Raw genomic sequence first — 25,542 nt, forward strand, 5'->3', positions numbered from 1 at the left:
TTTTACGGTTGATATTGGTTTTTTATATGTAAATTTGCAAACTGAAAAAATAACAAACAAGTATCAACGAGAGATTGACGTTTATCGAAGGATAAGATTAAGACCTTAATTCATAAACACTCTCAAAACAAATTTTAAAATGGCAAGATATACTGGTCCTAAAACTAAAATAGCTCGTAAATTTGGTGAAGCTATTTTTGGAGATGATAAAGCTTTTGAAAAAAGAAATTATCCTCCAGGTCAACACGGAAACAACAGAAGACGTGGAAAAAAATCTGAATATGCAATCCAATTAATGGAAAAGCAAAAGGCAAAATATACATATGGTATATTAGAAAAGCAATTCAGAAACATGTTTAAAAAAGCAACTGCTGCACAAGGTATTACAGGTGAAGTATTGTTACAATTATGTGAGTCTCGTTTAGATAATGTAGCTTACAGAATGGGATTATCTCCTTCACGTAGTGGAGCTAGACAATTAGTATCTCATAGACATATAACTGTTAATGGTGAAATTGTAAATATACCTTCTTACCAATTGAAGGCAGGCGATGTTGTGGCTGTTAGAGAAAAATCTAAATCTTTAGAATCTATTCAAAATTCATTAGCAAACTCAAGTAATGTATATGAGTGGATTACTTGGAATAACGATAAGAAGGAAGGAACTTATGTTTCTATTCCTGAAAGAATCCAAATTCCAGAAAATATCAATGAGCAATTCATTGTCGAATTATACTCTAAATAATAATTAATCATGTTGGTATTTAGCCAAAGGATTTATTAGTCTTCTTCAAACTTTTAAATCGCGCAACTAAATAACAATTAAAACGAAGAAAAGTATGGCAATATTAAATTTTCAGAAACCAGATAAAGTAATCATGATTGATTCAACTGAGTTCGAAGGTAAATTTGAATTTAGACCTTTAGAGCCAGGATATGGATTAACTGTTGGTAATGCGCTTAGACGTGTGTTATTATCTTCTTTAGAAGGTTTTGCAATAACATCAGTAAGAATTGAAGGTGTAGACCATGAATTCTCTACTATAGCTGGTGTTGTTGAAGATGTAACAGAAATGATCTTGAACTTAAAGCAAGTTAATTTTAAGCGTCAAATTGATGAAGTAGATAATGAATCTGTTTCAATCTCAATTTCTGGTCAAGACCAAATCACAGCTGGAGATTTTCAAAAATTCATCTCTGGTTTTCAAGTATTGAACAAAGACTTAGTGATCTGTAATTTGGATCCTAAGGTAAATATCAATATGGAGATTACTATTGAAAAAGGTAGAGGTTATGTTCCTGCTGAAGAAAACAAAAAAGCTTCTGCTCCAATCGGAACGATCTTTACGGATTCAATTTACACGCCAATTAAAAACGTAAAGTATAGTATTGAGAACTTTCGTGTTGAACAAAAAACTGATTATGAAAAATTAGTTTTTGAGATCATCACAGATGGTTCTATACACCCAAAAGATGCTTTAACTGAAGCCGCTAAAATATTAATTCACCACTTCATGTTATTCTCAGACGAGCGTATTACTTTAGAAGCTGATGAAATTGCACAGACAGAAACTTATGATGAAGAATCACTTCACATGAGGCAATTATTGAAAACTAAATTAGTAGATATGGATCTCTCTGTACGTGCCTTAAACTGTTTAAAAGCTGCAGAAGTAGATACTCTAGGAGATTTAGTATCTTTCAATAAAAATGACTTAATGAAATTCCGTAATTTTGGTAAGAAATCTTTAACTGAGCTCGAAGAGCTTGTAAATGTTAAAGGTCTTAACTTCGGAATGGATTTGGCAAAATACAAATTAGATAAAGATTAATACGTCATATTTTGCTCCTCAAAAAGGGTCGTAGCAAGATGATGATTAAAACAAAATGTCATGAGACACGGAAAGAAATTTAACCATTTAGGAAGACAAACCGCTCATAGAAAAGCGATGTTAGCTAATATGGCATGTTCGTTAATAGAACACAAGCGTATCAACACAACAGTTGCTAAAGCAAAAGCTTTAAAACAGTTCGTTGAGCCAATGATCACAAAATCTAAAGAAGATACAACCCACAACAGACGTATTGTGTTCTCTAAATTGAGACAAAAAGATGCTGTTGCTGAATTATTTAGAGACGTGGCTCCTAAAGTTGGAGATCGTCCAGGTGGTTATACAAGAATCATCAAATTAGGAAATAGACTTGGTGATAACGCAGATATGGCGATGATAGAGTTAGTTGACTATAACGAATTATACAACGCTAATAAGCCAGCTAAAAAATCAACACGTAGAAGTAGAAGAGGTGGTTCTAAGCCAGCAGCTGCTGCTCCGGTTGAAACTAAAGCAACTAACGAAGAAGAATAGAACTGATAGGATTCAAGTGAGTAAAAATGGGTAACCTTTTAAAGGTTACCCATTTTTTTTATTAACTTTATAGAAACAATAAATTATTATTATGAAGTGGATATCAATAGTTTATAGTCTCATTCTTTTCGCAATAGTCCAATTTTCATTTGCTCAAAATGTAGGTCTTGACAATAATTCCTATCAATTAATTAATGCTATAGAGTCCATGAATACAGGTAAACAGCAGTCTATTGCCAGTTTTATTAAGCACCAACCTCGTCAAGTTAAAGGATCGTATTATGTTTTCGATAACTGGGATAATAAAGGGTTTATTTACGGAAGTGAAGGGTCAAAATTTAAGATAAGTAATATTAATGTTAATATAAAGGACAATTTTTTTGAAGCAAGAATCAATCAAGATTCAATATTTAAGTTCGATGCGCATTCAATTGATTATTTCCTTATTAATAATAGAAAGTTTAAGAATGTCTATATCGAAAAATACCAACAAGATAAAATTTGTGAAGTTGTATTAGAGGATGAAAATTTTACTATATATAAGGTGTACAAATCTGAATTACGAGTAAATAATCCAGATCCACTAATGTTGAAACCTAACACCAATGAGTTTATTGTTAGCTCTAGGTATTTTATTAAAAAAGGTGAAAACCTTGAAAAATTCAAATTAAACAAAAAATATATTCTTAATCTTTTTCCAGAAAACAAAGAAGCATTAGAAACTTATGTAAAGGAAAACAAGTTATCGTATGCAAGAGATGAAAATTTAAAAATGATTTATTTCAAGTCTAAAACTTTATAAAATAAACGGATTTGATATTTATAGGGCAAACTATTTTAGTTTGTCCTTTTTTTTATGCAATTTTGTAAAACTTTTCGAAAAAATGACATACTTAAGACGCAAAAAAGCCCTAATCTTACTCGCAGACGGAACAATTTTTTATGGAAAATCAATAGGTAAAGAAGGTACTGCTTTTGGTGAGGTTTGCTTCAATACTGGTACAACTGGTTATCAAGAGATATTTACTGATCCATCGTATTATGGTCAATTAATGGTCACTACAAATGCGCATATTGGTAATTATGGAACCAAAGCCGATGAAATAGAGTCAGACTCTATCAAAATTTCAGGATTGATTTGTAAAAATTTTAGTTTTAATTATTCGCGACCAGCAGGAGATAAATCTTTAGAAGCCTTTTTTGAAGATCATAATCTTTTGGCAATTTCAGATGTAGATACAAGAGCACTGGTTAGCCATATTAGAGACTATGGCGCAATGAATGCCGTTATTTCTACAGAAGTCGAAAATATTGAAGAACTAAAAACGCAACTAGCTGATGTGCCAAGTATGGAAGGTTTAGAACTTGCTTCAAAAGTTTCTACTAAAACACCCTATTACTTTGGCGATGAAAATGCTACCTACAAAATTGCTGCATTAGATATTGGAATAAAAAAGAATATTTTACGAAATCTTGCCAAAAGAGATGCATATATCAAGGTGTTTCCCTACAATTCAAAGTTTGAAGATTTAGAAGCCTTTAAACCAGATGGGTATTTTTTATCAAATGGACCAGGTGATCCAGAACCTTTAATTGAAGCTCAAACTGTGGCAAAAGAAATTATTAAAAGAGATTTGCCATTATTTGGGATTTGCCTTGGGCATCAAGTTATTGCATTAGCTAATGGGATTTCAACGTATAAAATGCATAATGGTCATAGGGGAATTAATCATCCTGTGAAAAATTTGCTTACTACAAAAGGCGAAATTACATCTCAAAACCATGGTTTTGCAATTAATAGAGAAGAAACCGAAAAACATCCAGATATTGAGATTACTCATATACACCTTAATGATGATACGGTAGCAGGAATTAAAATGAAAAATAAAAACTGTTTTTCAGTACAATATCACCCTGAAGCTAGCCCTGGACCAAATGATTCTACCTATTTATTTGATGAGTTTATTCAAAATCTGAAACGAAACTAATAGTAAAAAAGCAATGAAACTGAAAATTCATTGCTTTTTTTATTTTACGAAAACATTGTAGTTGAGATAATCTATAATTCTGTATTTAATGAATTCATTTTAGGTGAACTATTTTGTAAATTTGAACTTTAAACATTAATAATTTAAACCGAACATAATGAGCATTATAATCAATATTCATGCAAGACAAATTTTAGATTCAAGAGGTAATCCAACAGTTGAAGTAGATGTTATTACAGAAAATGGAGTTATGGGTAGAGCTGCTGTTCCTTCTGGAGCATCAACAGGAGAACACGAGGCTGTCGAACTTCGTGATGGAGGTGATAGTTATATGGGAAAAGGTGTATCTAAAGCTGTAGAGAATGTAAATGCTATAATTGCTCAAGAATTACTTGGCGAGTCTGTATTTAATCAAAATAGAATAGATCAACTCATGATACGTCTAGATGGTACACCAAATAAGTCTAAGCTTGGTGCAAACGCTATTCTGGGTGTCTCACTTGCCGTTGCAAAAGCAGCCGCCAATGAACTTGGTATGCCGTTGTATAGATATGTTGGTGGTGTCTCTGCGAATACGTTACCAGTACCAATGATGAATATTATTAATGGAGGTTCACATAGTGATGCACCTATTGCTTTTCAAGAGTTTATGGTAATGCCAGTTAAAGCAAAGAATTTTACACATGCAATGCAAATGGGAACTGAAATTTTCCATAACCTTAAAAAAGTGCTGCATGATAGAGGTTTGAGTACAGCTGTTGGAGATGAAGGCGGTTTTGCACCTAATTTAGAAGGTGGAACAGAGGATGCTTTAGAAACAATTGCTAAAGCTGTTAGTAATGCAGGTTATAATTTAGGTGATGATGTAATGATTGCATTAGATTGCGCAGCTGCTGAGTTTTACAAAGATGGCAAGTATGATTATACTATTTTTGAAGGTGATTCAGGTATGGTAAGAACTAGTAAAGAACAAGCAGATTACTTAGCTACACTTGCAGATAAATATCCAATTATCTCTATTGAAGATGGGATGGATGAAAACGATTGGGAAGGGTGGAAATACCTTACTGAAAAAATTGGTGATACTGTGCAATTAGTAGGCGATGATTTATTCGTAACTAATGTTGAGCGCTTGTCAAGAGGAATTGATAATGGTATTGCAAATTCTATTTTAATTAAAGTTAACCAAATAGGAACCTTGACTGAAACTATTTCGGCAGTGAATATGGCTCACAACGCTGGGTATACTTCAGTGATGTCTCATCGTTCAGGTGAGACTGAAGACAATACTATTGCAGATTTAGCGGTAGCATTGAATACAGGCCAAATTAAAACCGGTTCGGCATCCCGTAGCGACCGTATGGCTAAATACAACCAGTTACTTCGTATAGAAGAAGAATTAGATGCCGTAGCTTTTTATCCACAAGAAAAAGCGTTTAAAGTAAACTAAAAGGTTTTTATTCAAAAGGTATACAAAAGCCCATTCGTTAGTTCGAATTGGGTTTTTGGTAGTTCTGGACTTATTGGAAACGCATCAAAGAAATAATTGAAATTCGTTTTAAAAGCCAAGTCTTTATAAATTTCAAATAGTATAGACGTGTTGCTTGAGACTCTATAATCATTGAATTTATCTACTCGAGGTTGATAGTAGCTGGTACTTATAATACTAATGGTTTCAGTTGGGTACATACTGAAAGATAGGTACGTACTGCCCCTTACATCTTTTTGGACGCGTTCATCAACTAAATTTGAAGCCTTTTCATACTCATACATAATGAGAGTACCTATATAAAACTTGTAATTATAATTTCTACTCAATTTAAAACGTGGCCCAGTTCCTAACAACCCTCTAAAATCTATTTCTGAAATGGCATCATATTGCGCTTGTGCGAATGCTTCCCATTTTATGATAGTAGAAAGTTTACGGTTATATCTGAGGTGTTGTGTGCCTCTATTAACTAATGAGTTTCCCTCGATCTTCTGAAAGTTTAAATCATTAACAAATAACCATAAATGGGTTTTATCATTATATTGTATATGTGCTTTATTGGCAATTCTGAAAATATCATTTGTATTTTTTATTAACGAGGCATCCAAGCTTATAGAACCAGACCATTTTGCAGAATCTGAAGCCTTACGTAAAGTTTCAATATTAACCACTTGTGAAAATGATAACGATGTACAAAACAATAAAATGAAAATAAGTTTTTGCATATAAAATATTTAACTACAAAAGTACTGTTTAAGCAATAAAAATCAATAACTTGAGAAGTGTTAAATTCTTATGTTTTGAAATAAATTAGTAAGAAAAACGATAAAGCATTAACATCTCATTAATAGTTTTGCTTTAAGATTTATAGTAGTTTTAATTAACATTATATGCACAAATGCTTAATAGTCTTCAACTTATTGATATAATTATAATAATTGGCATTAGCCAAGGTGTTTTTTTGTCGCTTACCTTATTAAGAATAGCAAACAACAATAAATTAGCCAATAGAATATTAGCTTTACTTTTGATTATAGCAACTTTTATGTTAATTGGTAGGTTCTTATTCTTTAGGTATCTTAATCTTTGGGTTTTTCAATGGAGCATATGGGCAGACGCATTGGTGTTTCTCTTTGGTCCAATGCTCTACACCTATGTGAGGCGTTTTTTATTTTCGAGTGATTCGAAGTATTGGCCATCATTATTACATTTCATACCTTTTATAATGATGGTAGTTCTGTCATTGTTCTATGTGAGTTATTATTCACCAGAAGCCTATTATCAAGCTTTTTTAGCCAATAAGATGCGTATAGTTTTCAATATTATCCTAATTCTGGGTATAATTTTAAACCTGTCTTATCTCACGCGCTCTTTTTTATTATTAAAAGCTTATAAAGATAAGGAAAAAGCGTCTTTATCATTTAACCAACACTTAGTGAATTATTTGTTGATGTTTTTATCCTCAATAGGACTTTTTATGTTGGTATGGATGCTCACTTATATCAATGAATCTTTGTTTGAAAGTTATTTCAAGTATGTCAATTACAATACAGTATGGCTTATTATACCTATATTTATATATGTTATTGGTTATTTTAGCTTAAAACAGCCAGAACTGTTTAGACTACCATTAACGGTAGAAACTAAAAAGAAAAAGAACCGCCTATCTGAAGAAGACTCTTTGCAATTGAAAAAGCGATTAGATGATTTAATGACTTATGAAAAAATATACTTAAACAGTAACCTTACATTAAAAGACGTAGCGTTTACATTAGAAACATCTACCCATAATATCTCTTGGCTATTAAATAATATATACAATACTACTTTTTATGATTTTGTTAATAGTTATAGAGTGAAAGAATTTTTGAATAAAGTTGATAATAAAGAACATCTACACCATACTATTTTGTCTCTGTCTATGGATGCAGGCTTTAATTCAAAATCTACATTCAACAAAGCTTTCAAATTAATAATGAAAGAAACACCAAGTAGCTATATAAAGGGTGTTTCTACAGTACAAAATATGTAGCAATACATCCAAACGGTCGATTTTAAATGATTCTAAAGGTACATTCGTAAGAAATTTAAACCTTATAGAATCATGAAAAAAATTACATTTACACTCTTCGTGTATTTATGCTTTGTCTCTTTAATTAATGCTCAAGATGTTACCACTTTTTTCGACGGTACTCCTGATGATGCTATTGTTGTAGACAGTAATGGAAACATTTATTGTTCAAACTATGTTGGAGATTCTGTCTTTAAATTTACTCCAGAAGGTGTTGGTACAGCATTCATAACTGGGTTAATTACACCAAACGGTTTGGCAATTAACTCTAATAATGAATTGTTTGTTTGTGATGGTCAAGGCAATAGAATTTATAAATACGATTTAGATGGAAATCTAATAACATTCTATAATCATCTAGGTCATCCATCTGGTATCATAAAATCACCTAATAGTGATGCAATGATATTTACAGAATATCTAGGAAACAAAATTAACATGATATCATCTACTGGAATTGTAACAGAAATAAGTTCAGCACCACAGTTGGCTGGTCCAGTTGGTATAGCCTTTGACGAAAATGATAACCTATATGTTGGAAATTATAACAATAGAACCATATATAAAGTGTTGCCAAATGGTGATTTAGATTTTGTAGCTCTACTTCCAAATGAAGGAGGTACCATACCAAACCTTGGTTTCATTACCTATGCTCAAGGAAGGATTTGGGCTACAATTATGGGAAATAATAAAATTTACATGGTAAATCCTAATGGAATAAACGATTTTGAAGTTTTTGCAGGAAGCAGTCAAGGAGGAGCAGATGGCGATATAAGTATAGCTACGTTCAATACGCCAAATGGCATTACATTTAACGACGCTGAAGATACAATGTACGTAACCGATTTTGGAACTAAGAACCTACGTATCATTTCAAATATAGCTTTATCTAACGAAGAGTTTGAGTTAGATAACCGCTTAATTCAAATATTTCCTAACCCGGTAAAAGATAAAATTAAAATACAAACCTTTGAAGCTATAGATATTGAGGTGGTTAGACTCTATAATTTAGAAGGGAAATTAGTTAGTGAACAACATACACCTTCTCATGAAATAGATTTAAGTTCTATGATGGCTGGAGTTTATTTTATTGAAATTTCGACTAACAAGGGTGTCGTTAACAAAAAAATAATCAAAGATTAGCCTTTTGTTTTCGTAGTAATTGATTGTTTTAAATAACTAACTATTTGAAAAGAGTATTAGAAATAATACTCTTTTTTTAGTTGTAATAAATTTAAAATCTAATTACAAGAAGATGCCCATAAACATATTGTATTTATAATTTTTATGGGTCATTAGGATCTTTCATTATTGTGAATTTAGCAAAAACCATTCTACTTTTACTATCTATTTTATCAATATTATAATTGTTAAAACCTTTATAAATAGACTTCGTAAATCCTTAGATATTTCGTAATTTAGCATTCCGCAAAAACAAATAAATTCTCAAAGATATATGTCAGATAAAGCTACATTAGAAATTAATGGTGAAAAGCACGAATTTCCATTAGTTAAAGGTACAGAAAACGAAGTTGCAATTGATATTAAAACACTAAGAGGTGTTACTGGAGGTGTGACTACAATTGATCCAGGTTATAAAAATACTGGCTCTTGCGAAAGTGCTATAACTTTCCTCGATGGAGAAAAAGGGATTTTAAGATATAGAGGTTATTCTATTGAAGAATTAGCTGAAAAGGCTGATTTCCTAGAAGTGGCTTATCTTTTAATTTTTGGAGAATTACCAACACAAGAACAACTAGATAAATTTCATGCAGATATTAAAAAACATTCTGTGATCGATGATGATGTAAAGAAAATCTTAGATGCTTTTCCTAAGGCAGCGCATCCAATGGGTGTTTTATCATCATTAACTAGTGCATTAACAGCATTCAATCCATCTTCTGTAAACGTAGATTCAGAGGAAGATATGTACAATGCTATTGTACGTATTATGGGTAAATTTCCAATATTAGTTGCTTGGACTATGCGTAAGAAGAAAGGATTGCCATTAGAGTATGGAAGTTCCTCTTTAGGCTATGTAGAGAACATATTAAAAATGATGTTCAAGCATCCAGGTGAAGATTATGAGCAAAATCCTATTTTGGTTAATGCGTTAGATAAATTATTAATCCTTCATGCAGATCACGAACAAAATTGTTCTACATCAACAGTTAGAATTGTAGGGTCGTCACATGCAGGTCTTTTTGCATCATTATCTGCTGGGATCTCTGCACTTTGGGGACCGTTACATGGAGGGGCAAACCAAGCAGTGTTAGAAATGTTGGAAGCGATCAAAGAAGATGGAGGTGATACCAAAAAATACATGGCAAAAGCTAAAGACAAAGCAGATCCATTCCGTTTAATGGGATTTGGACACAGAGTGTACAAGAATTTTGACCCAAGAGCAAAAATTATTAAAGTTGCAGCAGATGAAGTATTAGGTGATTTGGGTATAGAGGATCCAATTCTTGATATTGCTAAAGGTCTAGAAAAAGAGGCTTTAGAAGATCCATATTTTGTAGATAGAAAGTTATATCCTAATGTCGACTTCTACTCAGGAATCATTTACAGAGGGATGGATATCCCAACAGAAATGTTTACGGTAATGTTTGCTATGGGACGTTTACCAGGTTGGATTTCACAATGGCGCGAAATGCGTTTGCGTAAAGAACCGATAGGTCGTCCACGTCAATTATACATTGGAGAAACATCTAGAGCATTCAAAGCTATTAGCAAAAGATAAATAACGATTTGACTAACTACTAAAGCTTCATAATTTATTATGGAGCTTTTTTTATATTTGTGACTATGATAAATGTCAATGTTAAAAACGAAACTGCTCGTTTACGCGCAGTTGTACTAGGTACTGCAGAGAGTGTTGGGCCAATACCTACTTTAGATGAAGCTTACGATCCAAAATCTGTTGAACATATCAAAGCAGGAACGTATCCAAAAGAGGAAGATATGGTTAAAGAAATGGAAGCAGTAGCTAGTGTTTTTAAAAAGTATGAAGTTACCGTATATAGACCAAAAGTAATTAAAGATTACAATCAAATTTTTGCTCGAGATATAGCTTTTGTTATTGATGATAAATTTATCCGAGCTAACATATTACCAGATAGAGACCGAGAAATAGAGGCTATAGAACATGTTTGGGGTCAAATTCCTGAAGAACAACGTCTGCAATTACCAGAAGAATGTCATGTAGAAGGAGGTGATGTTATGCCTTGGAACGATTATATCTTTATTGGTACATATTCTGGAGAAGATTATGCAGATTATATAACAGCCCGTACCAATATGGATGCAGTTATTGCCATACAAGAGTTATTCCCAAATAAAACAGTAAAATCATTTGAATTGCGTAAATCTAATACCGAAGCCAAAGAAAATGCCTTACATTTAGATTGCTGTTTTCAACCTATTGGAACCAATAAAGCTATTTTACATAAAAATGGATTTTTAGTAGAAAGTGAATACCAGTGGTTAGTAGACTATTTCGGAGAGGATAATATTTTTGAAATCACTAAAGACGAAATGTATAATATGAATAGTAATGTCTTCTCTATTGCTGAAGATGTGGTCATTTCTGAACAGAACTTCACCAGATTAAACACTTGGCTTAGAGAAAACGGTTTCACTGTTGAAGAAGTTCCTTATGCAGAAATAGCAAAGCAAGAAGGCTTATTACGTTGTAGTACCTTACCCTTGATTAGAGACTAAGTTGAGAACTTTTCTATAACTATGTTTTATACCGCTTTTAATTTTGAAATAATACGATTCACTTCTTTAGTTTCAAATTTCTGAATAAACTTTAGAAAAAATCTAATAATTCTTGATTTTGGTGCTGCAATGCGTTCACTAAGTTCTAAGACGATTTGATCTATACTGTTTTTAGAATTCTCAGAATGGCTTTCTCCTAATGACCATAATAAATTTGCCGAATTCCAAGATTGCTCACGAGCTTTACGCATACTGAAGTCGATCATTTGCTCATCTTTATTTTTACCTATCCAGTCTAAAATAAATAATAAAGGAGAAACTCGACTTAAGCGATCTTGTAACTCATTGGTAATTTGAAACAAGATATCATTAACTTTATTAAAATCGTTTTCTATATCTTTAATATCTTCATTAGACATGACTGAAGCCGTAGCTATAGCTAGGTCTAGATTTATATGAGCATTCATGCCTAATATTATGTGTTGTATAATAGTTAAAGGCTCGTCGGTTTGGTTAAAAGCAAAGTTCCAAGACGCACTAAGTTTTTGGTTGTTTTGGTATGCTTTATATGCATCTAAATATAAATTGGCAAAAGCAACATCTAGGATTTCTAAGCGTTGATTGTTCTCAAAATTACCTAATATTATTTCGGAAGCAATCTCTGCAGTAGTACGTCTGTAGATATACGCAAATAAACCCATTCTACTGTTGGAGTTGATACTTACATCTATTATAGTGTCTAGTTCATTAAGAACTTGTTGTATATTAGTTGGACGTGACATAGTAATTGATTGAAACTAATTTGTGCGTTAAAAACATAAATGTGGTATTCAGATTTTTGCTATTACAAATCGTTTTCATTTATACTTCAAAACACAGTTACAAAATAGTGGGTTTGTTTAATAATGTCAATACGTAGCTCTACGCATAAGGATCATTATTTTTTTATAACAAACCCATCCCAACGCTTCATATAAGTAATGAATTTTTCACTTAAACCTTCATTCAATAGGTAGTCTTCTGTTACAGGAAGTGGAGTTGGTTCAAAATTTGAATTGCTTCGTACTTGTTTTGGAAAATCATGATGTAAAATGGCAGAACGTCCAATAGTCACAAAATCTACACCTTTACCTAATATATGTTGAACATCTTGTCCGGAATTAATTTTACCAGCAACGGTAAGCTTAACAGCTTTGAAGTCTAAATTGGTAAAATGCTCCAATAAACTTTGATGTTGATGTTCTATTTCTTCAGGGTTTTTGAAACAATCCCAAAGTGAAATGTCTAAAAAATCTATTTGACTTTCATTAATAAATCGTTGGCAAATTGTTTTTATTTCTTGTAGTTGCATCCCAAAACGTTCAGGAGATAATCGTACACCTAGTAAAAAATTTGACCCACAAGTTGCTCTAATCCCATCAATAATTTCAAATAAAAGACGAGCTCTATTTTTTAGGTTACCACCATAAATATCAGTTCTTTTATTAATTGTAGGGCTTAAAAACTGGGTTAAAATATAACCATGAGCACCATGTACTTCAACACCATCATAGCCTACTTGTTTAGCGCGTACCGCAGCAGCAATAAAATCATCTCGTAGCTTATGAACCTCTTCTAAAGTGAGCGCTCGTGCATTATATTTTTTATGTTCTGAGGGACAAACAGCTTTTTGTTTTATAACTTCAAAAGGTGAGCGCATACCTGCATGATGTAATTGTATTACTGCTAGACTACCAGATGCTTTAATCCCTTTTGCTAGGCGCATATGACCTTTAGTATGGATGTCTGAAAAAATACCCAATTGACCAGGAAACCCTTTTCCTATAGCTTGCACATGCGAAGCACATGTCATTGTTAACCCAAATCCACCTCTAGCTCTCATGGTTAACCAGTGATACTCGTCATTTGATAGTGAACCATCTTCATGGCTTTGAGTATTTGTCATTGGAGCCAACATAAACCTGTTTTTCATGGTAGCACCACAAGCAAATTGTACAGCATCTAAAGGTAAATGTTTCATTTATTCGCTTTGGTTTAACCATTCATCAAAATTGCTTAGTTTATCAGAGTTTGTGTCTAACCATGTTTCAGAGTTTGGATTGACCGACTGCATGACGTAATAGCAATATGCAGCCATATGTTCACTCTTTGCAAGTGCATAGAAAAAAGGCACATAAAAGTCCCAGTAGATACTAGCATGCTTCTTTTTCTTTAATTCACCTAATACAGTGAAAAAGGAGTCGGTGTTTTCGATAAATAACTCATCTTCGGTTTTGCCTTCATTTTCTTCTAAAGATTTTGAGGCTTCTAACATAGATATCATGAGTTCAGCTGGGCCAAAATCATCGTCTTCATCAGGAAACGATAATGATATGTTTATTGTGTTTGGCTTGTTATTATCTCGACTTACGTTACTTTTCATAATCGTTTGAACCAAATTAGCAGCTTCCTTAGCCCTAGCTGTATTGGGTTCTAAGAATAAGAAATAATGTAAATTCATTAAAGCTTGCGCTCTTTTTTTATTGTTGTAATTTATGTATCCTAGGACAAGATGGCTACTGGGATGATCTTTTTTTACCTCTATACCTTGGGCGATAATATCTTCAGCATTTTTAAAATCTTGTAATCTATAATAGTTCAAGGCTAAGTTATAATACATTAAACCTTCATTTTTAAACTTTTTAATGCCTTTTTTCAAGAGCTTTATAGATTCTTGGGTCTTTCCTAAATTATCTAGACTAGATCCTTTTGTTAAGTAAGCTTCTTTTAGATGCTTATCGTTGTTTTTTATAACAATATCACTATGTTTTATGGCATTTTCATAATCTCTCATATAAAAGTAAGTTAAAGAGATCTCATAATTGACTAATGAGGATTTTGGTTCAATTTTTAACGCCTTTTTGTAAGTTTCTATTGCTTTATCATAATTACCATCTTCATGATGACTTATGCCTTCTTCAACATAACTATTGATGGTGTCTTCTTGTGCATGAGTAAAATTAAAGCAGAGTAGAAAGAGTAGGAAATAGTAAGTTTTCATGGGTTGAACATTTTTATTTACATAAATATGCAAAAACTTTACTGAGCTACAAAGTGAATTCTTTACAAAACAAGATCTATTCAATTAGAAGTGTTTTAATAAATCGTTTGTTATTGAATTTAAAAACAGCTAAATATTGAGAAGCAGCAATACTATCTATAGAAACTGTTTGTTCTTGTTCAGTTAAGGTGTTTTCATAGACTTGCTTACCTAACATGTCAATAAGTTTAAAGTTTACTGACTGCTGTATAGGGTGCTCAAATGTAATATTCAAATAGTTGTTTGAAGGGTTAGGCGTTATACGAATAAAGTTATTCAGGTTTTCCTGTTCGTCAATGCTCAATGTTTCATAAGCAACCGCAAACTCCATTGCTGCACCTAAAGCACCTTTGGTGACTTCAAATAAATAACTCACATCCATATTAGTCAATACATCGCTTGAGGTATGTACATATGGTGATTCATTCTTCTCAAATAAACCTGTAATGATTTGTCCATTGTTTTCAAATGGAATGTAATCTGAAGCGTAAGCAGAGGAGATTTCTGTATTGAGATTTGAATATAACTCCATCAATACTGCTAAGCTATTAGTAAATGCATTTGAAGCGGCATTATTTGATACTGGAGTGCTTTGATCACGTTCACAAACAATCGTATTATTGGTCATTCCACTAACACCTCCAACTTCATCAATATTGAATACCAATTTAATATCCATATTTTCAGGAATTACAGTATTATTTACATAATAATTACTGCCAATTAAGCCATCTTCTTCTCCCGAAAAATGTATGAATTTTATAGAGTACTCTGTTTCTATGTCTTTTAGAAGTCTTGCTAATTCTAATAATAATACGGTTCCAGAACCATTGTCGTTTGTGCCAGTACCATTTATACTATCGTAATGCGCATCAATAATTAAAAAAGTGTTTGGATAGAGTGTTCCAGTTTTGGTTACTATAATATTGTTACTGCTTCCTGAAGAATAAGTGAAAGGTTGCAATACAATGTCTGTATAACCCAAACTTAGATAACGTGATGTGATCCAATTTTCTACATTTGTTAATTGAGCAGATCCTACATCCTTAATACCAAAATTTTCATAAGTAGTGATGTCATTTAGTATATTTGTTTCAGAAGTATTTGAAACAATATCTGCATAAAACGTATTTAACGTTTGGGCATTAGTAAGTATTACCGTAAATAGAATTAGGTATATGGTTATTGAGTATTTCATAGAAAATGTGATTTGGGAGTTACTGTCTATATAAGAAATAATTATTAACTAATTCTATGTAGATGCGTTTGGCTTCATCTTGAGACACATCTTGCACTTGAAATAAAGCATTGGTTTTAAAAGCATTGATTATAGGTTTACTACTACTTGGTCTACCATAATCGTTTGTAGCTTTTTTATAGTAGGCATAAAGGCGCAATAAGAAATCAGCAGGAAAAGGCTCAGTATGTGCATTGATGCGATCTACTGCTTCTTTGAACTTGATATCTAACTCTTCTGAAGTCATATTTTTTCAGCAATGATACTTTCTCCTCCTCTTACTTTTTGGTTCAATTGTACTTTGATATCTGCATCAAGTGGTAAAAATAAATCGACACGAGAGCCAAACTTTATAAATCCAGAATCTGATCCTTGAATAGCATTATCATTTATTTTTGCGTAATTAACGATACGTTTTGCTAAAGCACCAGCAATTTGTCTGTATAGCACTTTTCCAAAGTTGTCATTTTCAACAACAACGGTTGTACGTTCATTTTCTTCACTGGCTTTAGGGTGCCATGCTACTAGATATTTTCCTGGATGGTATTTACTATAAGTAACATTTCCGCTTATGGGGTAGCGAGTAACATGTACATTTATGGGCGACATAAATACAGATACTTGAATGCGTTTTTCTTTAAAAACCTCCTTTTCAAAAACCTCTTCAATAACTACTACTTTTCCATCTACAGGAGATACAACAGTATGGTTTTCTAGTTTAGTGTTGCGTTTAGGATTTCTAAAGAACTGTAAAATTAGAATGAGAAATACCAAACCGATGAGCATAAGAAGCATTCTTACCCATTCAATAGCTACAAACCTGTCAATTGCGATAATTGAAATGATAACTACGACTAACGTTATGAAAATAATTTTATAACCTTCTTTATGAAACATATGTTACGAGTCTTAAAAACAAAAATATAAATGGTGCTGCAAAAATAATGCTATCCAAACGATCTAATAGACCTCCATGACCAGGCATAATAACGCCACTATCTTTTACATTGGCCTGACGTTTGAACTTAGATTCGATCAAATCACCTAATGTACCAAAAACACTTACAATGATACTTAATATTAACCAATTTGTAAAACTTAATGTCTCAGTAAAGTTAGCAATAAAATAACTTGCAATACATGAAAAGAAGAGTCCGCCTAAAAATCCTTCAACTGTCTTTTTTGGGGAAATTCTAGGGAATAACTTTTGTTTTCCAAAATTTTTACCTACTAAATATGCAAACGTATCATTGACCCAAACTAAAATAAAAGTGCCAAGAAGTAATAATGGCGTAAAGCTTTGATTGAAATTTGCTACAGATATTAAGAATACAAATCCACTAGATAAATAAAAGGTAGTGATGATAAAGCGTTTAGAACTAAACAATGGAATGGTTTTTTCTGAGAACAAATCTTTAATTAAGATGAGCTGAACAAATATGGTAATGACCAATAGAATTTGACAAGCTTCGTCGTGTCCGTTAGAAGAATTAGAAATTAATTCCCAATAAGCGAAACCTAAGTATAAAATAGCAAAAACTACATATGGGAAAAAGCTTTTTAATTGAATTAGCTTTTTAAATTCTGCCATACAAATGATACCAAAAACAAAAAACAATGCTACAAGAGTATGTTGCCAAAATAAAGAAGCAATAAGAAGAGAAACATATAATAGCCCTGAAAGTGTTCTTTTGCCTATTTCTTTCATTTATAAATCTTCTAAAAGTAGCAAATAAAGGTTTTTTGAGCTACTTCCGTATGTGAGAAAATCTTTATCTTCAACTGTTTTGAAGTGCTTTATTGTAGTGATATTAGTTGGGATTTTCTCTCTGTTTTTTCCTTTAATACCTCTAAGACCTTCACCAATGTTTTGAACAAACTGGCTTGTTGTGGCATAGATGATAAAGTTACTAGGTAATTCTTTCAACTTTTTTTCAGCTATTTGATTTGAAGATATTAAAAGAGAGCCATCATCAGATATTAAATACTCACATGTAGATAGAAAAAATGTACTTTCTGAAACGGTATTAGTAACCTTAAAATCAAAATCTTTAAAAAGCGCTTCCAAACGTTTATCTAACAATAATACTTTTTTATCACCCCAACTATTTTCAGTCAAGATATTCTTTAAACTACTATTCACTTCCTGCATGTTTTCGCAGTATAGAAATTTGCCACCATTGGCTTTAAAATTTATAGTGAATTGTTCGTCTATAGGCAGCTTTATTTCAGGCATATACTTGCCTCTCTCTTCGCTTTTTATGTGATCTTCTGGTGTGTCTTTTAAACCGAAGATTTTACGAAATAGACTCATTTAAGGAATTGCTATTAACCTAGTTTTTATATTGTACTTACCAAATATAAAAAAACTTAAATTAATGATTAGTTAATTTAAGTTTTTTATAAGATTATAGAGGCTACTCTTCTTCAGTTTTCGAAGCTGTTTTGTCTTCAACGAGCTCTTTTTTCTCAAAAGGACGCTTTCCAAAGATTTTTTCTAGATTATCTTTAAATATCACTTCCTTTTCTAATAAGACTTCGGCAAGTTCAGTAAGTTTATCTTTATGTTGTTCTAATAGGCTAATCGCTCGTTGGTATTGTTTCTCTACAATATCAGAAATTTCATTATCAATTAGTTCTGCAGTTTGTTCACTATAGGGCTTAGTAAAACCGTATTCAGATTGACCAGAGGAATCATAATAAGTTAGGTTTCCTACTTTATCACTTAATCCATATATAGTAACCATTGCTCTTGCTTGCTTTGTGACTTTTTCCAGATCACTTAATGCACCAGTAGATATTTTGTCAAAAATAACTTTTTCTGCAGCTCTGCCACCTAGTGCAGCACACATTTCATCTAACATTTGTTCTGGCCTAACGATAAGACGCTCTTCTGGTAGATACCATGCAGCACCCAACGATTGTCCGCGTGGTACAATAGTAACTTTTACCAAAGGAGCAGCATGTTCTAACATCCAGCTAACCGTTGCATGACCAGCTTCGTGAAAAGCAATTGCTTTTTTCTCTTCCTTGGTTATGATCTTATTTTTCTTTTCCAGACCACCAACGATTCTATCTACTGCATCTAAGAAATCCTGCTTATCAACGGCTTTCTTCCCATTACGTGCAGCAATTAGCGCAGCTTCGTTACATACATTGGCAATATCTGCTCCAGAGAAACCAGGAGTTTGTTTAGCTAAGAAATCTATATCTAACTTTTCAGATTGTTTAATGGGTCTTAAATGTACTTCAAAAATTTCTTTACGCTCTCTAACGTCTGGTAGATCAACAAAAATTTGCCTATCAAAACGGCCAGCACGCATTAAAGCTTTATCTAGCACGTCAGCTCTATTAGTAGCTGCCAATACAATAACATTTGTATTGGTGCCAAAACCGTCCATTTCAGTTAATAATTGATTTAATGTGTTTTCACGTTCGTCATTAGATCCTGAAAAATTACTTTTCCCACGAGCTCTACCAATGGCGTCTATCTCATCAATGAATATGATTGCTGGTGATTTTTCCTTAGCTTGTTTGAAAAGATCTCGTACTCTAGAAGCACCAACTCCAACAAACATTTCAACGAAATCTGATCCTGACAAAGAGAAGAACGGAACTTTAGCTTCACCAGCTACAGCTTTAGCCAAAAGAGTTTTTCCTGTACCAGGTTGACCTACTAGTAAAGCACCTTTAGGTATTTTTCCACCTAATGAGGTGTATTTTTCGGGATTCTTTAAGAAATCTACTATTTCTTGTACCTCTTCTTTAGCACCTTCTAATCCTGCAACGTCTCTAAATGATGTTTTTACATCGGTTTTTTCATCAAATAATTTTGCTTTAGATTTTCCGATATTGAAAATTTGTCCGCCAGCTCCACCACCAGCTCCACCAGACATTCGCCTCATTATAAAAATCCATACACCAATTATTAAAATGAATGGAAGTAAAGAGAATATAAAATTACCCCAAACATTTTCTTCAGTTTTATAGGATGTTGGAACGAATACATTATTATCTGCTTCATTGATGCCTTCGATCTTCTTTTGGAATAATTCGAGTTCACCAAACTCAAATGTGTAATTTGGTTGAGGCGTTACAGAAGGCAAAATATTACTTGGTTTAGAATTTTTATGAATTTCTTTTTCAAGTGCATCTTTTGTTAAATAAACTCTAGCCTCTCTGCCGTTAACAATGTCTACTTTTGCTACATCACCATCTCTCATGTAGTCAAAAAACTCTGATGGATTTATTTGCTTAGATGATGAGCCTCCAAAACCACCAGAAAATAAATTGATCGCTAAAAAAGCTGCTATGATTATACCATAGATCCAATAGGGATTAAATTTTGGTTTTTTGTTTATATTTTTATTGTCTTTTGCCATTATATCTTTACCACTATAGTGGATGTGTTTTATTAGTAACTAGTTTCTATAACTGTTGTTTTTGCATCTCCCCAAAGGCTCTCAATCTCATAATATGCTCTGATATGTTTTTGAAACACATGCACTACTACATTAACATAATCAATTAAAACCCATTCAGCATTATCTAAACCTTCAACATGCCATGGGTTGTCTTTCAATTCTTTGCTAACCTTTTTCTGTATGGAATTTACTATGGCGTTAACTTGTGTGTTTGAAGTTCCTTCGCATATAATAAAATAATCACAGACTGTGTTTTCAATTTCTCTTAAATCCAGAATTGTTATTTCTTTTCCTTTTACATCTTCAATACCAGCTATAACTGTTGTTATGAGTTGATCTGGGTTCGTATTTTTTTTCGCCATTAAATTGATTTAATTTTGTGCAAAGTTATTATTTTTTTATGTCTTATTAAGTTTAATTGCTGATAAGAAATTCTTAAAATTTTTTAACACAATCGTACATGCGTATAATCAAACTTAATGCCATTGACTCTACCAACTCTTTTTTAAGGCAACTTAGCAATGAGGAACCCATTCAAGATTATACAGTAGTTACCTCTCAATTGCAAACCAAAGGAAGAGGGCAGATGGGTACACAGTGGAAATCTGAAGCAGGTAAAAACCTTGTTTTCAGTGTGTTTAAAGATGTTTCTAACATCAATTTACAACATCATTTTTATATGAGTATGATTGTTTCTTTAGCTGTATTTAAAGCTTTAGAAAGCTATAAGATCAAGAATTTAAAAATAAAATGGCCAAACGACATTTTGGCAGAACAGCAAAAAATTTCTGGAATATTAATTGAAAACGTCATAAAATATAATCAAATTCAATCTTCTATTATAGGAATTGGAATTAACATCAATCAAGTTAAATTCGAAGATTTACCTAAGGCAACTTCTATGCAATTGATATCTGGTGTGTCTTTTAATAACGATGAAGTGCTTCATCAAGTATTACAATTTTTAAAATTTTATTTCGGTCTACTAAAACAAAATAAATTGGAAGCTATCAAGGAGGAGTATGAAAGTTATTTGTTTAGAAAAGAAAAACCGTCAACTTTCAAGGATCAGTCAAATCACATTTTTACAGGTTATATTAAAGGAATTACAAATTCAGGCAACCTTAGAATATTAATAGAGGACAGTATTGTTAGAGAATTTGATTTAAAGGAAATAACTCTAGTTTACTAAATTGCAGTTGACATATTTGTAACTAACGTTTCAATAAACTTACCAATAGGACCTTTGATCATCATCGCCATCATAGGGTTGAAATCACCATTAAAGGTCAACTGTGTTTCACTAGTACTATTGTCAACGGATGTAATATCTGCAGTGAGCGAAAAGTCTAATTTTCCGCCTGCAGCGCCTAGAACGATTTTATTTGATGGAATAGCCTCTTTTTTCTTTAGTACTATTTCTGGCATTCCTTTTAAGGCAAATAAGAAAGTATCGTTGTCTAAAATTTCAAATTTACTTGTATTCTCTGGCATTAATTTCTCAAAATTCTTAACATCAGATAAGAAATTAAAAGTCTCTTCAGCAGATTTGTTTATAGTTGTCTTTGGTGATTCTAAGTTCATTATAATTTATGCTTATATGTTGTTTCTCTTCTCTACTCTCAAAATCTATTCCATTCACTAGGATTGGCATTCCAAAGTGCTAATATGTCTTGTTCCTTTGAAGTGATATAATTTGTATCTAATGCTTGGTCTAATAAATTTTCATAGTTGCTTAATGTGTGAAGTTTGATCCCTTTGTCTTTGAAATTTTCATTTGCAACTCCAAATCCATACGAAAAGATAGCTACCATTCCCATCACATTAACGTTAGATTCTTTTAAAGCTTTTACGGCATTTAAGCTACTTTTTCCTGTACTAATTAAGTCTTCTACCACCACAACATTTTGACCTTCTTTTAATGATCCTTCAATTTGATTTTTTCGGCCATGAGACTTCGCTTCAGGTCTTACGTATATGAATGGTAATCCAAGTTTATCAGCCACTAGCATGCCAATACCAATAGCACCAGTAGCAACACCAGCAATTACATCTACGTTTTTATACTCAGATTGAATATATTGAGCCATCACATCACTGATATAATTCCTAATTTCAGGAAACGAGAGGACTATTCTATTATCACAATATATTGGAGATTTCCATCCAGATGCCCAAGTAAAAGGGTCATTCGGTTGAAGCTTTATTGCGTTTATGTGTAACAAAACTTCTGCTGTTTTTTTAGCGGTTTCTTTATCAAAAATCATAGCACAAAACTACACAAAATTACCCTATTTTGATTTTAAACTTAAAATAAAATTAAATTTAAAAATGATTTTGATTACTCAAAAAATAATATTTTTACTACCATTGTAATCATATCTATAGACCATGTATCATATTTTTGTTAATGACAAACCTATTATATTAACAACAGAGATTAAACCTGAAAAAGGTTTTAAGAACTATCTGCTTTCTACAGTCAATATAGGTAAAGTGATTAAAGAATTAAACTCAACATCTTTAAAAGAAATTAGACTCATTAGTAAGAAAGAAGATAAGCTTATTAGCAAATTTTTAAAGAAATTACCTAATGTCATTGCTGGTGGTGGAAAAGTTATTAATGATGATGGTGAGACCTTGTTTATCTACAGGAATGATAAATGGGACTTACCTAAAGGAAAAGCTGAAAATAAAGAAACAATTGAAGAAACAGCTTTGAGAGAAGTAGAAGAAGAAACAGGCGTTTTAGGGCTTTCAATTACTAAACCTATAAAAACCACATACCATATCTTTAAGCGAAACGGTAAACATAAAATTAAAGTTACTTATTGGTTTGAAATGAAAACATCTTATAAAGGAAAACTTCGCCCACAAAAAAATGAAGGTATTACTAAGGTACAATGGCTAGACAAAGCGCAAAGTCAGTCAGCGCTCCAAAATAGTTATGCTAATATTAGATTTCTAATCTAGTATCAATTCAATTCTCACTTTTAATTCTGAAAGATTATATCTCAATAATCCAAATGTTAAACTTCTGCAAAATTTAAAATTATACAAAGAAGTAGTTTTCATTTTGTTTAACTTTATAAAATAATTATTAAACAAAAAGAAAATGAAAGACAAATTACTCCTCAGAAGCCCCTTTCTAACACTTTTTTTACTACTTACTTTATTATTTTCGAGTGCGAACGCTATTAATAATACTTCGGAAAAATCTAATTTAAAGGCTGAATACACCTACGCTTCAGCTTATGAAACTTCAACGTATTTTAGTAATTGTGATGCTAACGCTGGTAGTATGACAGCGATTAATAGCGATGTTGTTATCACAGGGAATTCAATAGTTATTGAGGCTATTCCTAATGGAGATGCTGTAATACCAATAGGTTATTTAAATGGTTATGTATTAACAGAAGGCGATGATTTAGTAATTGTGAATTCTAAAATGCAACCAAATTTTACAATTACAACTCCAGGAGCTTATAGAATACACAGTGTTGTATTCACGCCAAATACATTAAACCCCTCTAATATAGAATTTGGTGTAACAACAGGTTTCGATATCTTTGAATTGATTTCTAATTCTAACGGAAGTATTTGTGCCTCGTTAGATGCTAGCGGTGCATTATTTACTGTGGAGGAGTTTAGCTGCGAAGCTGATGCAGGAAGTATGACAGCAGTGATGTCACAGGTAGAGTTATCAAATGGAACAGCGATGTTATCAGCTACAGCAGGTGGCAATGCAGTGATTCCAGATGGATTTGCCCAAGCATTTGTATTGACACAGGGCGATGGGCTGGTGATTTTAGATTACGGATTCGAACCATCGTTTGAGGTAACTTCAGTAGGAGAATACACGATTCATAGTTTGGTATTAGATCCAACGACCTTAGATGTAACGACGATAGAGTTAGGCGTAACAACAGGTTTTGATGTCTTTGAATTACTGATAGCAGGCGGCGGCGATATATGTGCATCGTTAGATGTAGCAGGAGCGCCAATCAAGGTAGATGAGGCTGTATGCGAAGCTGATGCAGGAAGTATGACAGCAGTGATGTCACAGGTAGAGTTATCAAATGGAACAGCGATGTTATCAGCTACAGCAGATGGCAATGCAGTGATTCCAGATGGATTTGCCCAAGCATTTGTATTGACACAGGGCGATGGGCTGGTGATTTTAGATTACGGATTCGAACCATCGTTTGAGGTAACTTCAGCAGGAGAATACACGATTCATAGTTTGGTATTAGATCCAACGACCTTAGATGTAACGACGATAGAGTTAGGCGTAACAACAGGTTTTGATGTCTTTGAATTACTGATAGCAGGTGGCGGCGATATATGTGCATCGTTAGATGTAGCGGGAGCGCCAATCAAGGTAGATGAGGCTGTATGCGAAGCTGATGCAGGTAGTATGTATTCAGAACATCCTATAGCATGTATGGAAGGTGGTAGTGCTAGTATTTTTGCAATGATAGATGATGCGCCTATGATCCCACAGGGTTATCAGCAAATATTTGTTTTAACTCGAGCATTTTCTTTAACCATACTTAATGCGTCACAAACACCTGAATTTACGGTAAATCAGCCAGGATTTTATCGCATCCATAGTTTGGTGTTTGATCCTACGACATTGGATTTAACAACAGTAGAATTTGGATCTACAACTGGTTTTGATGTTTTAAGTTTGCTTATTGCTGGAGGAGGTGATATTTGTGCTTCATTAGATGTTCATGGTGCCTTGAATCTTGTTGTTCCAAAATGGATCTGTAATTTCTTTGATAACTCCAGATTAGGCAATCCAACAGCAATGGTAGAAAACTATGCAGAAGACTTTAACAGCTATGAAGCCTTTGAAGCCTCTTTTTCACGAGATGTGTTAGATGTAAGAATATATCCAAACCCAACAAATAGTATAGCTAATCTTGATACTAAGATGGTTTCAAAAGAAACAATCAATTATAGTGTTATTGATGTTAGTGGAAGGACTATGTTTACAGGTGAAATTTCTGAAATTAATGATGAAAATATATCTATAAATATGGATCGTTTAAAAAACGGAACATATTTTATAAAGTTTGAATCTGAGTATCGAAACTTTACAAAAGCAATTAAAGTCTCAAAGTAGATTGAATTAATTTTCATTTATTAAGAGCCGCATT

At 32.6% G+C, this 25,542-nt stretch carries 26 protein-coding genes; 13 read left to right on the plus strand and 13 right to left on the minus strand.

From position 1 onward, the window contains the following. Positions 1 to 139 precede the first annotated feature (139 nt). The 6 genes from rpsD (at position 140) to eno (ending at position 5,804) form a co-directional block, all read left to right on the plus strand. A complete protein-coding gene (rpsD, locus tag Q0876_RS10750) occupies positions 140 to 745 on the plus strand; it encodes a 30S ribosomal protein S4 (RefSeq protein WP_299227542.1) in 606 nt (201 codons plus the stop codon). 94 nt (positions 746 to 839) lie between these two features. Then, positions 840 to 1,832 carry a DNA-directed RNA polymerase subunit alpha gene (locus Q0876_RS10755; protein WP_299227545.1) on the plus strand — a complete coding sequence of 331 codons (993 nt, stop codon included), beginning with the start codon at positions 840 to 842 and terminating at the stop codon, positions 1,830 to 1,832. A gap of 60 nt (positions 1,833 to 1,892) precedes the next feature. After that, positions 1,893 to 2,366 (plus strand): 50S ribosomal protein L17, encoded by a 474-nt coding sequence (rplQ, locus tag Q0876_RS10760; protein ID WP_299227587.1) that lies wholly within the window; start codon positions 1,893 to 1,895, stop codon positions 2,364 to 2,366. A gap of 91 nt (positions 2,367 to 2,457) precedes the next feature. Further along, entirely contained in the window at positions 2,458 to 3,168 is a 711-nt protein-coding gene (locus Q0876_RS10765; RefSeq protein ID WP_299227589.1) for a hypothetical protein, read from the plus strand. 82 nt (positions 3,169 to 3,250) lie between these two features. Further along, a complete protein-coding gene (gene carA / locus Q0876_RS10770; RefSeq protein ID WP_299227592.1) occupies positions 3,251 to 4,354 on the plus strand; it encodes a glutamine-hydrolyzing carbamoyl-phosphate synthase small subunit in 1,104 nt (367 codons plus the stop codon). Between the two features lie 157 nt (positions 4,355 to 4,511). After that, positions 4,512 to 5,804: a phosphopyruvate hydratase gene (gene eno / locus Q0876_RS10775; protein ID WP_299227595.1), complete on the plus strand. Its 1,293-nt coding sequence runs from the start codon at positions 4,512 to 4,514 to the stop codon at positions 5,802 to 5,804. Positions 5,805 to 5,815: 11 nt separating this feature from the next. Here the strand turns inward: eno and Q0876_RS10780 are convergent, their stop codons facing one another. Beyond that, positions 5,816 to 6,568 (minus strand): DUF481 domain-containing protein, encoded by a 753-nt coding sequence (locus Q0876_RS10780; RefSeq protein WP_299227598.1) that lies wholly within the window; start codon positions 6,566 to 6,568, stop codon positions 5,816 to 5,818. Positions 6,569 to 6,741: 173 nt separating this feature from the next. On the opposite strand from Q0876_RS10780, the gene Q0876_RS10785 reads away from it, so the two are divergent. From Q0876_RS10785 to Q0876_RS10800, 4 genes are all read left to right on the plus strand, one after another. After that, the gene (locus tag Q0876_RS10785; RefSeq protein ID WP_299227601.1) at positions 6,742 to 7,875 is read left to right on the plus strand and encodes an AraC family transcriptional regulator; all 1,134 of its coding nucleotides are present in this window, start codon (positions 6,742 to 6,744) and stop codon (positions 7,873 to 7,875) included. A gap of 72 nt (positions 7,876 to 7,947) precedes the next feature. Beyond that, positions 7,948 to 9,057, plus strand: a complete 1,110-nt coding sequence (locus Q0876_RS10790) for an SMP-30/gluconolactonase/LRE family protein (RefSeq protein WP_299227604.1) — start codon at positions 7,948 to 7,950, stop codon at positions 9,055 to 9,057. A 313-nt stretch (positions 9,058 to 9,370) separates the two neighbouring features. Then, entirely contained in the window at positions 9,371 to 10,657 is a 1,287-nt protein-coding gene (locus tag Q0876_RS10795; RefSeq protein WP_299227607.1) for a citrate synthase, read from the plus strand. Between the two features lie 65 nt (positions 10,658 to 10,722). Continuing rightward, the gene (locus tag Q0876_RS10800) at positions 10,723 to 11,637 is read left to right on the plus strand and encodes a dimethylarginine dimethylaminohydrolase family protein (protein WP_299227610.1); all 915 of its coding nucleotides are present in this window, start codon (positions 10,723 to 10,725) and stop codon (positions 11,635 to 11,637) included. Between the two features lie 26 nt (positions 11,638 to 11,663). On the opposite strand, the gene Q0876_RS10805 is transcribed toward Q0876_RS10800, so the two are convergent. From Q0876_RS10805 to rsfS, 10 genes are all read right to left on the minus strand, one after another. After that, positions 11,664 to 12,419, minus strand: coding sequence for a DUF5995 family protein (locus Q0876_RS10805; RefSeq protein WP_299227613.1), 756 nt, complete (start codon positions 12,417 to 12,419; stop codon positions 11,664 to 11,666). A 155-nt stretch (positions 12,420 to 12,574) separates the two neighbouring features. Beyond that, positions 12,575 to 13,657, minus strand: coding sequence for an NADH:flavin oxidoreductase (locus tag Q0876_RS10810; RefSeq protein WP_299227616.1), 1,083 nt, complete (start codon positions 13,655 to 13,657; stop codon positions 12,575 to 12,577). After that, a complete protein-coding gene (locus Q0876_RS10815) occupies positions 13,658 to 14,677 on the minus strand; it encodes a tetratricopeptide repeat protein (protein ID WP_299227619.1) in 1,020 nt (339 codons plus the stop codon). It lies immediately after the preceding gene. A gap of 76 nt (positions 14,678 to 14,753) precedes the next feature. Further along, positions 14,754 to 15,914, minus strand: coding sequence for a M28 family peptidase (locus Q0876_RS10820; RefSeq protein WP_299227622.1), 1,161 nt, complete (start codon positions 15,912 to 15,914; stop codon positions 14,754 to 14,756). A gap of 19 nt (positions 15,915 to 15,933) precedes the next feature. After that, positions 15,934 to 16,200 carry an acyl-CoA-binding protein gene (locus Q0876_RS10825; RefSeq protein ID WP_299227625.1) on the minus strand — a complete coding sequence of 89 codons (267 nt, stop codon included), beginning with the start codon at positions 16,198 to 16,200 and terminating at the stop codon, positions 15,934 to 15,936. Beyond that, a complete protein-coding gene (locus Q0876_RS10830) occupies positions 16,197 to 16,850 on the minus strand; it encodes a phosphatidylserine decarboxylase family protein (RefSeq protein ID WP_299227628.1) in 654 nt (217 codons plus the stop codon). The genes Q0876_RS10825 and Q0876_RS10830 overlap by 4 nt, the downstream gene beginning before the upstream one ends. Further along, complete coding sequence (locus tag Q0876_RS10835) at positions 16,840 to 17,661, minus strand: phosphatidate cytidylyltransferase (RefSeq protein ID WP_299227631.1); 822 nt, start codon at positions 17,659 to 17,661, stop codon at positions 16,840 to 16,842. The genes Q0876_RS10830 and Q0876_RS10835 overlap by 11 nt, the downstream gene beginning before the upstream one ends. Beyond that, a complete protein-coding gene (locus tag Q0876_RS10840; RefSeq protein WP_299227634.1) occupies positions 17,662 to 18,267 on the minus strand; it encodes an LUD domain-containing protein in 606 nt (201 codons plus the stop codon). It abuts the gene before it with no gap. A 103-nt stretch (positions 18,268 to 18,370) separates the two neighbouring features. After that, a complete protein-coding gene (gene ftsH / locus Q0876_RS10845) occupies positions 18,371 to 20,335 on the minus strand; it encodes an ATP-dependent zinc metalloprotease FtsH (RefSeq protein WP_299227639.1) in 1,965 nt (654 codons plus the stop codon). A gap of 32 nt (positions 20,336 to 20,367) precedes the next feature. Beyond that, positions 20,368 to 20,739: a ribosome silencing factor gene (rsfS, locus tag Q0876_RS10850; protein WP_299227642.1), complete on the minus strand. Its 372-nt coding sequence runs from the start codon at positions 20,737 to 20,739 to the stop codon at positions 20,368 to 20,370. A gap of 98 nt (positions 20,740 to 20,837) precedes the next feature. Between rsfS and Q0876_RS10855 the strand changes: the two genes are divergently transcribed. Then, positions 20,838 to 21,569 (plus strand): biotin--[acetyl-CoA-carboxylase] ligase, encoded by a 732-nt coding sequence (locus Q0876_RS10855; RefSeq protein WP_299227645.1) that lies wholly within the window; start codon positions 20,838 to 20,840, stop codon positions 21,567 to 21,569. Here the strand turns inward: Q0876_RS10855 and Q0876_RS10860 are convergent. Next, on the minus strand, positions 21,566 to 21,961 hold the full coding sequence (locus Q0876_RS10860) for an SRPBCC family protein (protein ID WP_299227648.1): 396 nt from the start codon (positions 21,959 to 21,961) through the stop codon (positions 21,566 to 21,568). The genes Q0876_RS10855 and Q0876_RS10860 overlap by 4 nt on opposite strands. Before the next feature lie 38 nt (positions 21,962 to 21,999). Beyond that, positions 22,000 to 22,644, minus strand: a complete 645-nt coding sequence (gene pyrE / locus Q0876_RS10865) for an orotate phosphoribosyltransferase (RefSeq protein ID WP_299227651.1) — start codon at positions 22,642 to 22,644, stop codon at positions 22,000 to 22,002. Between the two features lie 124 nt (positions 22,645 to 22,768). On the opposite strand from pyrE, the gene Q0876_RS10870 reads away from it, so the two are divergent. Next, entirely contained in the window at positions 22,769 to 23,350 is a 582-nt protein-coding gene (locus Q0876_RS10870) for an NUDIX domain-containing protein (protein WP_299227654.1), read from the plus strand. Positions 23,351 to 23,492: 142 nt separating this feature from the next. Further along, positions 23,493 to 25,508 (plus strand): T9SS type A sorting domain-containing protein, encoded by a 2,016-nt coding sequence (locus Q0876_RS10875; RefSeq protein ID WP_299227656.1) that lies wholly within the window; start codon positions 23,493 to 23,495, stop codon positions 25,506 to 25,508. Positions 25,509 to 25,542 lie beyond the last annotated feature (34 nt).

It is taken from the genome of uncultured Psychroserpens sp., from assembly GCF_947503375.1.
GTDB lineage: Bacteria > Bacteroidota > Bacteroidia > Flavobacteriales > Flavobacteriaceae > Psychroserpens.